We start from the raw sequence: 14,643 nt of genomic DNA, 5'->3' as shown, positions 1-14,643 counted from the left end.
AACCCCTGTTACCACCGTGAAAGGGTGGTGTCTTAACCGCTTGACCAAGGAGCCAAGTTAAGAATCTTTCCTTGTGACTCTCGCTCAACATAAGTGCGCTAATCACATAGACTATATTACATAAAATCAATTTAAGTGTCAACACTTTTTCAAAATTAATTTTTATTTTTTTTAATTTTTATTCTTATAGTTTTAAGTTTATATATATTTTTACACTATCAAATTACTGTGAAGGCCAGTATTTTCAATGTTTATACGTACTTCTTCGTATTTTGATAAAAGCTTTTCTTTTTTTTCAATTTCTTTTATTATTCTTACTCTTTCATCATTGTAAATTCCCATAAATTCGTCTTTCTCCACTTTTACAATATTAAATTTATATTCTTTTCTACTAAATTTTTTTCCTGTACTTATTATTTTCAATAAATATTTCTTATTAACCATTAATAAAAGTTCCTTTTCAAATATATTTCTATTATTAATAGAATACTTATCTACTAAAAGATCAATACTTTTAACAGCCTCTTTAAATTCTAACTGTATACCATCTGCTAATGCTTTATAAAATGCTACTGAAATTCCTCGTTGAAGTTTTATTTTTAAAAACTCCATATTATTAATTAGAAAGTTATCAATAGTACTTTCTTGTATTATTTCTACATCTATATTATAAAATTCTTTTAATCTTTCTTTGTTAGGGTAAATAACTAAGACTTTATCATAGTTAATTCTCTTTACTTTAAATTCTTTATTATAATCGTCTAACTCACTATTTTTAACAATAACTTTCATAACCTACACCTCATTATTTAATATTCCTTTCTTTAATGAAAATTATTACTATGGTAGAATCTATTTAAAGTATATATTAAGGAGAAGATTTCAAATATGATATATCATGATTTAATAATAGTTGGCGGTGGCGCTTCTGGACTTATGTCTGCTATTTTAGCTAAAGATCTTGGATTAGATGTTGCTATAGTTGAAGGTACAGATAGAGTCGGCAGAAAAATATTAACTACTGGAAATGGTAGATGTAATATTTCTAACGCTTCTGTAAAATACCCATTTGTTAATTATCACAGTTCAAATAAAGACTTTTTTATAAATGCATTAAATAGCTTTTCAATAGAGGACACAAGAAACTTTTTCTTATCAATTGGTCTTCCTATTGTAGAACTTGAAAATAGTAAACTTTATCCACAATCATTACAAGCATCTTCAGTTGTGGATATTTTAAGACTTGCAATTGAAGATAAAAATATTCCACTGTACACAAATTGCAAAGTGAAAACTATCCACAAGAAGAATAAATTTATTTTATCCACAGGCAATGAAGAGTTTTCTGAGTTTAGTTCAAAAAAATTACTCCTTTGTTGTGGCGGAAAATCTGCAGTAAAAACTGGATCTGATGGTTCAGGATATAGATTAGCTGAAGACTTAGGACACACTATTACTTCTACAATGCCTGGAATAGTTCAGCTTAAGCTTGATTACCCTAGATTAAAAGGATTATCTGGTATTAAGTTTGACGGCAAGGTATCTTTAATTTCTAATAATTTTGTTGTTAGAGAAGAAAGTGGAGAAATTTTATTCACAGATTACGGAATATCAGGACCTCCAATATTACAAATTTCATCCACAGCTTCAAGGCATTTAAAAAACCACGATAACGTGTGGATAAAATTAGATATGATGGAAAACAAATCTTTAGATGATGTTAGTAATTTCTTTTATGGTCATTTAGCAATGTTCTCTCATAGAAGTATTTCTAATGCATTAATCGGTGTTTTAAATAAGAAATTAGTTCCGATTCTTTTAAAGGATATTGGTATACATGATATTCATACACCTTGTTATGATGTTGAATGGCAGTATCAAAATGCTTTAATAAATCGTATGAAGGACTGGCAATTTAAGTGTACTGGTACTAAAGAATTTGCCAATGCTCAAGTAACTGTAGGTGGGGTTAATACTTCAGAAGTTAATTCTGAAACTTTAGAATCTAAGAAAGTTAAAGACCTATATTTTGCAGGAGAGTTATTAGATGTTGATGGAGATTGTGGCGGATTTAATCTTCAATGGGCTTGGAGTTCTGCATTCCTTGCAGTAAATTCATTAAGCAAATCATAAATTAAAATAGTAATTGCTACGGCTTTAGCCGTAGCAATTTTTTTATTTTTCTTCTTTCTCCCAGTGAGCTTCTAATAGAGTTAATTCTTCTCCATCTCTGTTTGTTATTTTATGAAGAGTAACTAATCCATTTCCATCTTCTCTAACTTCAGCTGATACATGAACCATGTCACCATAAGTAGTTTCCTTTTCGAATACTATTTTTATTCTTTTCATTTCATAATCTTTAATTATATCAACAGGTACTGACTCAATAGCCCACTCAACATATTTAACGTTGTTTACATGAGTATTTGAATCTATATCACTATATCTTATTTGGAAGTCTTTATAGTAATCTTCCTTCTCGATTTTTTCTATCTTATCCATATCTAGAGCCTTATCCATGTCTCCGTCTACATCATACATTTCATATTGCTCTTTTAATATTCTAGCAGGTCTTCTTTTTTCTATATTTATTAAGAAAAATAGTGCTAATCCTTCTGCAAGAAGTTCTCCTTCTTCATTTTTAATTAAGTACTTTCTAAATGCATAGAACTTTTTAAAACCTACTGGTATTGTAGTTACATTTATTTTTTCTCTATACTTTGGATATTTATAAACTTTAATATCGTACTTATAAAACACCCATGTACATCCGTGTGTTAGTTGAAAATCTATTGTATCACCAACTGATTCTGCATGTATAGTTCCAACATCACAGAAAAGGTCTATCATTGATGCTAATTTACATCTTAATTTATAATCTGAATCACGATACATTACTTCGTATTGTTTAGTATATCCTTTATTCATTTGCTCACCTCAATAATTTATTACCTTAATTGTATACTAAATCTACTACCTTTATTATATTTACAAATACTTTTTACAAAATCTTAATTTAAATTACTAGTTTACATAAATAATATCATTATAATTGAGATAGCAATCCCCTTATTATTAGTAAAATTACCTCTTATAGTTAAAATAACATATAAATTCAATACAAATGCTACGAGTCCTAATGTACTTGTAATACTTACAAAACTCACACTTACAATAGATAATAGTGCACCTATAGATAATATACCTATTCTACATAAAGATGCCATTAAGACATATTGTAGCGCTCCACGGACTCCTTCTTTGTCTCTTACTTCATCATCAAACAAAATATATAGTATAACTGTTGCAATTGATATTTTAAATATATTAAATATAAGCTCCCACATAAATGTATCAATAAATAGTTCCCTTATATTATATTGAAAATTCATTATTGAACTTAGTGTAGTTAATAAACCTATAACTAGAATAGTTAATATAAATGTTTTATTTTTAAAATCTATATTATTATCTATTGGATTTAATATAAATTTTTTTATATTAAATCCATTCCCTTTATTTATTGCTTCTAAATTACACCCATTATTATTAACCATAAAACTATCCTCGCTCCCCTTATAATCTTTATTAATTTAATAGAACCTCTACTTTTCTTAAATAAATAATGCTATCGTAAGTGTAGCTATTATAGATTTATCTCTATTAACTAACCTTTTATCAATTAAAATATTATATAAAACTATAGCAAATAACGTCTTTGCTATAGCACTTAACATAGTCCCTAATTCGAAGGAGACGTTTATTAAAACCGCTCTTATGATAAATATACATAAAGCGGGTATATAAGCTATCATTACGGCTTTAAATAAGTTTAAGGCTCCTATTTCCTTTCGTTTATCTATTGTTGTAAATACATATAATATACAAAATGCTATTGTTAATGAAATAATTGTATTAAATATCCCAGCAAACAAGCCCAGTCTTATAGATGGTACTAATGAATAATAAATAATTGATATTATGGCTGACATTATTCCTATTGCAATAATTGCCCTAACACTTAAATCAAAACAATTTTGTATTCCCGTTTTTATTGGATCTTTTATCATCTTAATTGTTATCTCTTTTAATTCATCAAATAAACTAATTCTTATCGCATTTGTTGTAGATGTTGCTGCCATATTATCGTCCTCAATATGGATTCTACAGTATTCACACATCTCTTCTTTACTCTCATTACCACAATATCTACAAACCATTTTTATCCCCCTTAAAATTGACATAGTTATATTTTACAATTAATCTTTTCAATTTACAATATATGGAAATAAATTTTATTAAAATTCCTTAAAAAAAATAAGGTATAGAGTTAATTTATAAACTCTATACCTTATTAAGATAGCACTAATTACATTTCTCTATTGTTTAAAGCTTCTACTAATGCATCTAAATTTATTCCGTGTACCATTGCAGCTTCTTCAAGAGTTTCTCCTTGAGCTGATGGACATCCAACACAACCCATTCCAAAAGCCATTAATGTTTCAGCTGCTGATGGTTCCTTACGGATTATTTCTCCGATTGTCATATCTTTAGTTATCATTTGATTCACCTCTTCAATAATAATATTATTTTCTTAATTATCTTTTATAAAAAGATTATATTTTATACAATTATTAAAGTCAAGTCAACTAGTCGGAATTAAAGTTCTTTAACTCTCATAGTTTGATCTCTCTTTGGACCAACTGAAACGATTGATACTCTTGTATCAGTGAATTCTTCTATTCTTTCGATATATTTCTTTGCATTTTCAGGTAGTTCTTCATAGCTTCTAGCATCTGCTACGCTATCATCCCATCCATCAAATTCTTCGTATACTGGCTCACATAAAGCAAGATCTTCTAAGCTTGCTGGGAAGTAATCAATTATTTCTCCGTTGAATTTGTATCCAACACAAACTTTAATTTTTTCAAGACCAGCTAATGTATCTATCTTAGTTACTGCAAGTGAAGTTAATCCACTAACTCTTACTGAAGTCTTTAAGATTACAAGGTCAAGCCATCCACATCTTCTTGATCTTCCAGTAGTAACTCCATACTCATGACCTTTTTCTCTTATCCAGTCACCAGTTGCATCACATAATTCTGTTGGGAAAGGTCCTTTACCAACTCTTGTTGTGTAAGCTTTAGCAATACCAACAGCATTTGTTATCATTCTTGGTCCTATTCCTGAACCACTTGGTACTCCACCAGCTGTTGTATTTGATGATGTTACATATGGGTATGTTCCGTAATCTATATCAAGAAGCATACCTTGTGCACCTTCAAATAATACTGTCTTATCTTCTTTTATTGCATCATATACTTTAACTGAAGTATCAGCAACAAAAGGTCTTAATCTATCACCTAGTGCAAGGTATTCCATTAGTATTTCTTCATAATTTAAAGGTTCGCCACCTAAAACTTTTGTTATATATTCATTTTTAGCATCAATGTTTTCTTGTAGCTTTTCTCTAAATACATTTTCATGCATAAGATCACATACTCTAATACCTGATCTTTCAAATTTATCTGTATAACATGGTCCTATACCTTTTCCAGTTGTACCTATGTCATTTTTTCCTCTTGCTCTTTCTTTTAACTTATCTAATACCTTATGATATGGCATTATTAAGTGTGCTCTATCACTTATGATTAACTTTTCTGGTGTTACATTAACTCCAACACCTTCTAAGTAAGTTATTTCTTCAAATAATGCTTTTGGATCAACTACTACGCCATTTCCAATTACATTTGTCTTATCATCATATAGTATTCCTGAAGGTATTAAGTGAAGCTTATATTCTTTATCTCCAACTACTACAGTATGACCTGCGTTATTTCCTCCTTGGAATCTAACAACAACCTGTGCATCCTCCGCAAGGTAATCTGTCATCTTTCCTTTTCCTTCGTCGCCCCATTGAGCTCCTATTACTATAAATGCTGACATGTTATTTGCCTCCTTTAGACTATTTCTTTTTAGTCTTCTCCTAAATTTAATGGAGTTATTTATATATTTTTATTATTTACATTAATTTATAAATTAATATAATTTTATTTGGATTTTTCTTATCTCCATTAATTATAGTAGCAAAATGATTGTTCTAGGTCAACATTTTATCGAATGTTTTTCTAAATTATTAATAAATAGTTCGTCATTTTATTGATGCGAGCTCCTTTTTTCCTAATATACTTCCTATATATTGTATTTATATATAAATATTATGTATATTTTAAGATTAACGCAAAACACTCTTAGAGCTGTGGATCTCTAAGAGTGTTTTTCTTAATTCTCAAATAATTAAGAGGAGTCTTTAGTGTAATTAAGTTCTATGTGTGTGTTTTTTATGTGTGTCCAGTTAGATAACCAATCCAAAATTTATCACGCATTCATTAATTGATATTGATTATCACTAACATTAGTATATTGAATTTATATAGTTTTGTCAACACATATTTCTATATTTTAATATATTTTTTTAAGTTACATACTTTTTGATTTTTCTGCACATTTATCCATTGCTTTTATAACTGATCTTCTAAATCCTGCATCTTCAAGTTCGCAGACAGCTTCTATTGTAGTTCCACCTGGTGAGCAAACCATATCTTTTAATTCACCTGGATGCTTTCCTGTATCTAAAACCATCTTCGCTGAACCTAGCACACTTTGAGCTGCCATTTTATAAGCTTTATCTCTTGGTATTCCAAGTTTAACTGCTCCGTCTGCCATTGCTTCTATGAACATAAATACATAAGCTGGTGATGAGCCACACAATGCTATAAATGCATGAAAGTCTTTTTCGCTTAATATTTCATATTTACCAAAGGCTTCAAACATGCTACATACATAATTTAATTCCTCTTCTGTTACATTTTTATTTGGGCATATTGCAGACATTCCTTCACCTACTAATGCTGGAGTATTTGGCATAGTTTTTACTATTTTAAAATCTTCTCCTATCATTTCATGAAGATCTTTAATATCTATTCCTGCTGCAATACTTATTATTATTTGGTCTTTTCTTAAGTGCTCTTTTATATTTTTAATAACATCTTTATACATGTAAGGTTTAACTGCAAGTATTAAAACATCACTCTCTTTTACTACTTCTTTATTATCTAAAACTGCTTTAATTCCATACTGCTTTTCTAATCTAACTTTAGAATTTTCACTTCTAGTTGATACAATAATATTTTCTTTGCTTTGGAAATTTTTATTTATTAATCCTCCAAGCATAGAACTTCCCATATTACCGCAACCTACAAAACCAATTTTTCTACTCATTTTAACTCCTCCTAAAATGTTTTTATTTATAGAAAGAAACTCACCTCAAATGGCGAGTTTCTCTCTTATTATTATAAATATTACTCTTGATGTATTGTATCAAGATTACCGAATTTACTGAACTGACCAAGCCAAGCAAGTTTTGTTGTTCCAACTGGACCGTTTCTTTGCTTCGCTATAATGCATTCACCAACATTTTTTTCTTCTGTTTCCTTGTTGTAGTACTCATCTCTATATAAGAACATAACAAGGTCAGCATCCTGCTCTATTGATCCTGACTCTCTAAGGTCAGATAACATAGGTCTATGGTCTGCTCTTTGCTCTGGTGCACGAGATAACTGTGATAGTGCGATTACTGGACATTCCATTTCCTTTGCAAGTGCTTTTATTGATCTTGATATTTCTGATACTTCTTGTTGTCTACTTTCAGAACCTGATGATCCTGACATAAGCTGAAGGTAATCAATCATTATTAAATCTATACCATACTCCATCTTAAGTCTTCTACATTTAGATCTCATTTCCATAACTGTAACACCAGCTGTATCATCTATAAATATTTTCGCCTTTGATAAAGGCCCTGTAGCTCTCGCTATATTTTCCCAGTCTTTATCATCTAAGTTACCTGTTCTAAGTTTTAACATATCAACATTAGCTTCGGAACATAGTAACTTATAAGCTAACTGTTCCTTTGACATTTCCAGTGAGAATATAACAACACTCTTTCCACTTCTAAGTGCCGCGTTCTCCGCAATATTAAGTGCAAATGTTGTCTTCCCCATTGAAGGTCTAGCTGCAATAAGAACCATATCCCCCTTTTGGAATCCTGATGTCTTAGAGTCTAAATCAGCAAATCCTGATGTTACTCCTGTTATTTCACCTTTATTGTTAAACAGTCTTTCTATTTCAACGAATCCTCTTTCAAGAACTTGATTTAAAGGCTCAAAATCACTTGTTGTTCTCTTTTCTGCAATATCAAATATTCTCTTTTCAGCTGCATCTAATACCCCTTCAACTTCTCCTTGCTTATTGTAACTTTCTTCAATTATTGAAGTTGAAGCTTTAATAAGTTTTCTAAGCGTTGATTTTTCTTGAACGATTTGTATGTATGATGCAAGGTTTGCTGTTGTTGGAACAGATGATGTTATTTCTGATACATATGTAACCCCACCAGCTCTTTCAAGAGTGTCTGTAGCTTTTAAATATTCAAGTACAGTAACTAAGTCAACAGCCATATCTCTTTTGAACATATCAATAATGCTTCTATATAAAATTTTGTGACTATCTCTATAAAAATCGTCTTCTTCTAATCCTTGAGCAGCTTGTGCTATCGCACCTCTATCTATAATCATAGATCCTATTACAGATTGTTCTGCTTCGATACTCTGTGGTAATGTTCTATTCACCGTTGTTTCCAAAGTCCTTACCTCCTTCCAAAGAAGTTATCTTTTCATATTATATCAAAAAAACAAAAATGAGAATATATTAAATTATATATTCTTATATACTTGCTAAAAGAAAAGAAGATGTAAAACATCTTCTTTTCTATATATTAAAAAACTAAATTCATTACTTCTTCAATTGTTTTTACCGGCTTAACTTCTATATCTGTTAATCCTTTTGGAACGTCATTTTTATTATCATCTGGTACAATTGCAAGAGTAATTCCCTTTCTTCTTGCACCATAAATTTTTTCAAATATTCCTCCAACTGGTTTAACTTCTCCTCTTAGAGATATTTCCCCGGTAATAGCAACATCTTGTCTTAAAGGCTTATTTAATAATGCACTTATAATACATACTGTTATAGCAGCACCAGCAGATGGTCCATCTATCTTACCACCACCAATAACATTTACGTGTATATCATAATCTTTTATATCTTTATCTGTAATTTTTCTTATTACAGATGCTGCATTATAAACTGAGTCTTTTGCCATACTACCTGCAGTATCATTGAATCTAACTGTTCCAGCACCCTTTTTCTTTGCAGGGAATGCTACAGCTTCTATTTCTATAGTTGATCCTATAAATCCACTAACTCCTAATCCATGAATATGACCTACTTCATATTCTGAACTATTTATAGTTCTTTCAAAAGGAACATATCTTCCTATAGAAACAATCTCTTCAACATCTTTTAAAGTAATTTTAAGCTTCTTTGGCTTAACTTTTCTCTTATACAAAGCGTATCCATATGCATCTGTAAGTATATTTACCGCTTTTCTACCTTCTATAGTAAATCTGCTTATATACTCTGGAACTTCCTTTTCTAATGATACTTCAAGCTTTCTTGCAGCATTTTTTACTATGTTTTCAATATCCTTTGCACCTAATGGTTCAAAGTAAACTTCAGTACATCTTGATCTAAGAGCTGGATTTATTTCACCTGGCTCTCTAGTTGTTGCACCTATTAAAACAAAGTCTGCTGGAGCTCCATTATCAAATAAGTATTTAATATATTCAGGTGTCTTTTCATCATCTGGATCGTAGTATGATGATGAGAATTCAACTCTCTTATCTTCTAATACTTTTAATAATTTGTTTTGAAGTATGTTATCAAGTTCTCCAATTTCATCTATAAATAGGACTCCACCATGAGCTTCAGTAACTAAACCTGGCTTTGGTTCTGGCACTCCTATATCAGCTAAATCTCTTTTACTACCTTGATATATAGGATCATGAACTGAACCTAATAAAGGATTTGTAATCTCTCTTGGATCCCATCTTAAAGTTGTTCCATCAACTTCAACGAAGTTAGACTTATCATCAAATGGTGTAAAGTTTAATTCTTTAGCTGCATTTAATGCAATTCTAGCTGCAGTTGTTTTACCAACTCCTGGTGGTCCATAAAGTATTATATGTTGAGGATATGGTGAGGATAGCTTTGATATTAATGATTTTATAGCTCTTTCTTGACCAACTATTTCATCTAGCTTTTCTGGTCTTAATACGCTCATAATATTTTTGCTAGTTACTCTTTCATCTAATTCCTTAAGCTCTTCATACTTTTTCTTTGTTTTTTGATTCTCGCTGCCTTTTTCTTTCTTTATAATGGATAGTCTCATCTCATCGATGTACTTTTCTTGCTTCTCCATTATAGCTTTTTCTACTTTTGACTCTATTTGATTTTGAACATATCTCTTTGCAATTTCTTCTGAAATCCAAATAACAGCATCTTCAATAACCTCGTCAACTTTGTCTTCTGGTGGAACAACTTCAATTCCTGCTCCATCTGAAGCTATCATATTTAAAGCATATGCTCTATCTGTAACTTTTGTTGAGCTAACATAATTTTTTAATTTAAATCTTACAGTTCTTGCTCTAATAGCGCCTTCATCTAATACATTTTTAAGTATATCAAATAAAACGTTAATTTGAGATTCTTGAGGTAAATCACCTTTTATTATGTCCTGTAAGAAACTAATTTCCTCACGTAATTTCAAGTCTTTTCCTCCCTACGCTTGTGGAACAATAATAACCTTCATCTTTGTTGAAACTTCAGGATATAGCTTAACTTCTATTTCATATCCGCCAGCTATTTTTATTGTATCCATAACAATTTTCTTCTTATCTATTTCTACTTTGTAAAGTTCTTTTATTTTCTTTGCAACATCCTTGCTTGTTATAGCTCCAAATAACTTTCCGTTATCTCCAGCTTTTCCAATAATTTTGATTTCTTTTCCTTTTAATTCTGAAGCTAACTTTTGAGCTGCTTCTAATTCAGCAAGTTTTTGCTTTCTTTCATTTTCCTTTTGGTTGTTTAAAATATGCATGTTATTATCTGTTGCTTCCTTTGCTAATCCCTTTGGGAATAAGAAGTTTCTTGCATATCCATCTGATGCATTGATTACATCTCCAACTTTTCCTAATGTTTTAACATCCTTTAATAAAATAACTTTCATTTTATTCACCCACCCTTAAGTATTTTTTAATTGCGTCTTTTAAGTCTTGTAAGACTTCTTCTATAGGTTTATTTGTTATTTTGGTGCCTGCCATATTCATATGACCACCACCTCCAAGTGCTTCTAATACAATTTGAACATTTATATCTCCAATTGATCTTGCACTTATATATATACTACCATCAATTTCAGCTAATACAAAACTAGCTAAAATTCCTGATATATTAAGCAATTCATCTGCTGATTTTGCAATTATAACAGTATCATCAACAGAAGTTGGACAAACTGCTATAGCAATTTCATTTTGTATTTTTGCAGATTTTATTATTTCTGAAATCTGTATAAAATCAGTAAGGTTATCAGTAAACATCTTCTTTACTTCAGTTGTCTCCGCACCTGATTTTCTTAAGAAAGATGCAGCTTCAAAAGTTCTTACTCCTGTTTTAAATGAAAACCCTTTAGTATCCATATAAATTCCTGCAAGCAAGCCTTCAGCTTCAAGTTCCGTAAGATTTGGCTTCTCAACCATATACTGAATTATTTCTGTTACCATCTCTGAAGTTGATGATGCAAATACTTCTATATAATTTAAAAGTGTATCTTCTATTATATCAGCACTTCTTCTATGATGATCTATTATAACTTTTCTCTTTGCATGTTCTATTAGTTTAAAATTATTAACATAAGTCCTATTGTGTACATCCATTATAATAAAAAGTGCTTCATCATCCATTTCCTTTTTGACTTCTTCTGATGTTTCAAATAGATTAGCATATTTTGACTCTCTTTTCAATTCATTTAAGTAATATTCTATTGCTCCAATATCCTCATCTAAAATTATACTGCACGACTTACCAAGCTGCTTAATAACACTTGCCATACCTACAGCAGATCCAAAGCAGTCCATATCAGGGTTTTTATGTCCCATTATATATACTTTGCTACTTTCGTAAATAAGCTCTTTTAACGCATGAGAGACAACCCTAGCTCTTACTCTAGTCCTTTTCTCTATCTCTTTAGTATTTCCACCGAATATCTTTATTCCATCACTACTTTTAACAACAGCCTGATCTCCACCTCTACCTAAAGAAAGCTCTTTTGCGACAACAGCAAAATTATAATTTTCTTGGGGGGACATCCCACCTCTGCCAACGCCTATACTAAGTGTTATTTCTAGTTTATTCCCTTTATTTATAGTAGAAATCTTATCTAATATAGAAAAGTTATTACTTATTTCTTCATCTATGTACTTATCTTGAATTGATAGTACATACATATTATTTTGATATTTCTTTACCATAGCTTCTAATCTATGAGCATAAGAACTAATTTCTCTGTCTATTTCTGCGATTACTAAAGGTTTATCAGAGTCACTTGTTGTATCTAATGCCTCATTAAAGTTATCTACCTCTATAAGCATTATACTCTCTTTAGTTGTATCTAATCCTATAAACTCACTTATATCATTGAAATATACTAAAAACATTTTTTGTTTATTTCTATAAATTTCTTTACTATATACATCATATAGTCTGCCGTTTAATTTTAATCTTTGATGTAAGTCTTTGTCTGCTTCTAGTATTTTTCTTAAGTTAAGACCTCTAGCAATACTTAAAATATTTTCCCCAGCAAAATTTTTCCCAACTTTTATCTCAGGAAAAATATTGTTATGCCACATTACTTTACCGTCTTCTTTTATTAACGCAATAGGTAATAATGTATTTGCTACATTTTCTTTTATAGCCGCATCTACATCTTTAGTGAATTGATTTATATCACTCTCTTTTTTCCAATAATTATTTAACTGATAAAAATTATCTATAAAATAAATTATTGCAATTAGTAATCCAATTTGACTATATCCTAAGGAAAAAAATATTACAGAGGCTAATATTAGTGCAACTGGTTTTATGAGCTTTTTCATTAATAATTGTACCTTCATAAAACGCCTCCTATTTAATTATTAGTCTCTTCTCTTTGAAATATACTCTTTAAGTTTACTTAAACTTCTACCTTCTTTTTCTACTTCATCTTCAGCTCTTATTCCTCGATCAAGGTTCTTCTTTATTTCATGATCTATTTCCGGTAATGAATATCCTAGCTTATCTCCTAGTACGTATAAAATTATTATAGCGCCTGCTATACACTGAACTATAGCCTCTTCTGCAACATTACTACCTCTTGTTAGTAATGTATAAAAGTCTCCTATAATTCTAATTAATTGAGCTTTTAAACTCTCTATAATTTTTACATTGCCCATAATATTTAAATCTTCTTTTTTCATACCCTCACCTCTTAAATACCCTTGTATGTATATTTTAAATTTTTTCTATTACTATTGCAAGAAAATGAGAGTTTTTTCCAAAAAAATAAGGAGCATAATAGAAAATATATTTCTATCATGCTCCATTTAACTATTACTATTCTGTTGTGAATGGTAATAAAGCTATGTTTCTAGCTCTCTTAACTGATTCAGTTAATTGTCTTTGGTGCTTAGCACATGTTCCTGAAATTCTTCTTGGAAGTATCTTTCCTCTTTCAGTAACATACTTTCTTAACTTAGCTACATCTTTGTAGTCTATTGAGTCAGCCTTTTCAACACAAAAAGCACAAACTTTTCTCTTAGATCTTCTCATTCTTCCGCCAGATCTTCTGTTGTTGTTATTTTCTCTCATGATTTTCCCTCCTTACCTCAAAAAATTAAAACGGCATATCTCCATCATCTACAGGAGTCATGTCATCGTCAAATCCACCAAATGCATTATTTGCTGGCTTTGAATACTCAGAATTGTTTCCGCCAAATTCATTACCTGAACCAGCGTTTTGGCCTTTGCCTCCACCAACGAATTCAAAGCTTTCTACAACTACATCAGTAGTGTATCTTTTTGAACCGTCTTGTGCATCATAACTACCTGTTCTGATGTTACCAGTGATTGCAATTTGACCACCTTTTGTAAGATATTGTGCTATTGTTTCGGCTGTCTTTCCAAATGCTACGCAATTAATAAAATCAGCTTCATCTCTCTTGAATTGTCTTGTAACAGCGATTGAAAATCTAGTAACTGCGTTACCGCTTCCAGCTGCAAATCTCAATTCAGGATCTTTTGTAAGTCTACCTAATAGTATAACTTTATTCATTACAATATCACCTCTCTTACGCTTCTTTTCTTACTACGATGTGTCTCATAACACCATCAGTGATTCCAAATATTCTTTCTAATTCTTTTGGTAATTCAGGGTCTGCAGTAAAGTCTATTAAAGTATAGAATCCTTCTTCAACTTTAGTTATTTCGTAAGCAAGTTTTCTCTTACCCCAGAAATCAACAGTGTCTACAGTTCCTCCACCATTCTCTATAACACCTTTAAACTTTTCGATATTAGCTTTAACAACCTCTTCGTCAAGTGATGGGTGTTGTATGAATATAGTTTCGTACTTTCTCATCATTTTCACCTCCTCC

General features: G+C 30.5%; 16 protein-coding genes. 1 reads left to right on the top strand and 15 read right to left on the bottom strand.

Going from position 1 to position 14,643, the window contains the following annotated elements:
- Nucleotides 1–210: 210 nt before the first annotated feature.
- Nucleotides 211–792, bottom strand: a complete 582-nt coding sequence (locus tag RSF37_RS13790; protein WP_332564963.1) for a hypothetical protein — start codon at nt 790–792, stop codon at nt 211–213.
- Nucleotides 793–888: 96 nt separating this feature from the next.
- On the opposite strand from RSF37_RS13790, the gene RSF37_RS13785 reads away from it, so the two are divergent.
- Nucleotides 889–2,133 carry an NAD(P)/FAD-dependent oxidoreductase gene (locus RSF37_RS13785; RefSeq protein ID WP_332564962.1) on the top strand — a complete coding sequence of 415 codons (1,245 nt, stop codon included), beginning with the start codon at nt 889–891 and terminating at the stop codon, nt 2,131–2,133.
- Between the two features lie 42 nt (nt 2,134–2,175).
- Here the strand turns inward: RSF37_RS13785 and RSF37_RS13780 are convergent, their stop codons facing one another.
- The 14 genes from RSF37_RS13780 to rpsF all read right to left on the bottom strand — a co-directional run bounded on the left by RSF37_RS13780 (nt 2,176) and on the right by rpsF (nt 14,627).
- A complete protein-coding gene (locus tag RSF37_RS13780; protein ID WP_332564961.1) occupies nt 2,176–2,928 on the bottom strand; it encodes an acyl-[acyl-carrier-protein] thioesterase in 753 nt (250 codons plus the stop codon).
- Between the two features lie 101 nt (nt 2,929–3,029).
- Nucleotides 3,030–3,557: a hypothetical protein gene (locus tag RSF37_RS13775; RefSeq protein ID WP_332564960.1), complete on the bottom strand. Its 528-nt coding sequence runs from the start codon at nt 3,555–3,557 to the stop codon at nt 3,030–3,032.
- Nucleotides 3,558–3,614: 57 nt separating this feature from the next.
- The gene (locus tag RSF37_RS13770; RefSeq protein ID WP_332564959.1) at nt 3,615–4,220 is read right to left on the bottom strand and encodes a hypothetical protein; all 606 of its coding nucleotides are present in this window, start codon (nt 4,218–4,220) and stop codon (nt 3,615–3,617) included.
- 149 nt (nt 4,221–4,369) lie between these two features.
- A complete protein-coding gene (locus tag RSF37_RS13765; RefSeq protein WP_332564958.1) occupies nt 4,370–4,561 on the bottom strand; it encodes a DUF1858 domain-containing protein in 192 nt (63 codons plus the stop codon).
- A 98-nt stretch (nt 4,562–4,659) separates the two neighbouring features.
- Nucleotides 4,660–5,946, bottom strand: a complete 1,287-nt coding sequence (locus RSF37_RS13760; protein ID WP_332564957.1) for an adenylosuccinate synthase — start codon at nt 5,944–5,946, stop codon at nt 4,660–4,662.
- A gap of 534 nt (nt 5,947–6,480) precedes the next feature.
- Complete coding sequence (gene proC / locus RSF37_RS13755) at nt 6,481–7,281, bottom strand: pyrroline-5-carboxylate reductase (protein WP_332564956.1); 801 nt, start codon at nt 7,279–7,281, stop codon at nt 6,481–6,483.
- Between the two features lie 80 nt (nt 7,282–7,361).
- Nucleotides 7,362–8,699: a replicative DNA helicase gene (locus RSF37_RS13750; protein WP_332564955.1), complete on the bottom strand. Its 1,338-nt coding sequence runs from the start codon at nt 8,697–8,699 to the stop codon at nt 7,362–7,364.
- A gap of 134 nt (nt 8,700–8,833) precedes the next feature.
- The gene (lonC, locus tag RSF37_RS13745) at nt 8,834–10,726 is read right to left on the bottom strand and encodes a Lon family ATP-dependent protease (protein WP_332564954.1); all 1,893 of its coding nucleotides are present in this window, start codon (nt 10,724–10,726) and stop codon (nt 8,834–8,836) included.
- Nucleotides 10,727–10,738: 12 nt separating this feature from the next.
- Nucleotides 10,739–11,185, bottom strand: coding sequence for a 50S ribosomal protein L9 (rplI, locus tag RSF37_RS13740; protein WP_332564953.1), 447 nt, complete (start codon nt 11,183–11,185; stop codon nt 10,739–10,741).
- 1 nt (nt 11,186) lies between these two features.
- Nucleotides 11,187–13,127: a DHH family phosphoesterase gene (locus tag RSF37_RS13735; protein ID WP_332564952.1), complete on the bottom strand. Its 1,941-nt coding sequence runs from the start codon at nt 13,125–13,127 to the stop codon at nt 11,187–11,189.
- A gap of 21 nt (nt 13,128–13,148) precedes the next feature.
- A complete protein-coding gene (locus RSF37_RS13730) occupies nt 13,149–13,469 on the bottom strand; it encodes a MazG-like family protein (RefSeq protein ID WP_332564951.1) in 321 nt (106 codons plus the stop codon).
- Between the two features lie 136 nt (nt 13,470–13,605).
- The gene (rpsR, locus tag RSF37_RS13725) at nt 13,606–13,860 is read right to left on the bottom strand and encodes a 30S ribosomal protein S18 (RefSeq protein WP_332564950.1); all 255 of its coding nucleotides are present in this window, start codon (nt 13,858–13,860) and stop codon (nt 13,606–13,608) included.
- Between the two features lie 25 nt (nt 13,861–13,885).
- Complete coding sequence (locus RSF37_RS13720; RefSeq protein WP_332564949.1) at nt 13,886–14,323, bottom strand: single-stranded DNA-binding protein; 438 nt, start codon at nt 14,321–14,323, stop codon at nt 13,886–13,888.
- Nucleotides 14,324–14,339: 16 nt separating this feature from the next.
- Nucleotides 14,340–14,627, bottom strand: a complete 288-nt coding sequence (gene rpsF / locus RSF37_RS13715) for a 30S ribosomal protein S6 (RefSeq protein ID WP_332564964.1) — start codon at nt 14,625–14,627, stop codon at nt 14,340–14,342.
- Nucleotides 14,628–14,643: the final 16 nt, after the last annotated feature.

Origin of the sequence: Clostridium sp., from assembly GCF_036643715.1 — a bacterium.
Taxonomy (GTDB): Bacteria; Bacillota; Clostridia; order Clostridiales; family Clostridiaceae; genus Clostridium.
The sequence above is the reverse complement of the archived record's forward strand: the minus strand, read 5'-3'. Positions and strand labels throughout refer to the sequence as shown.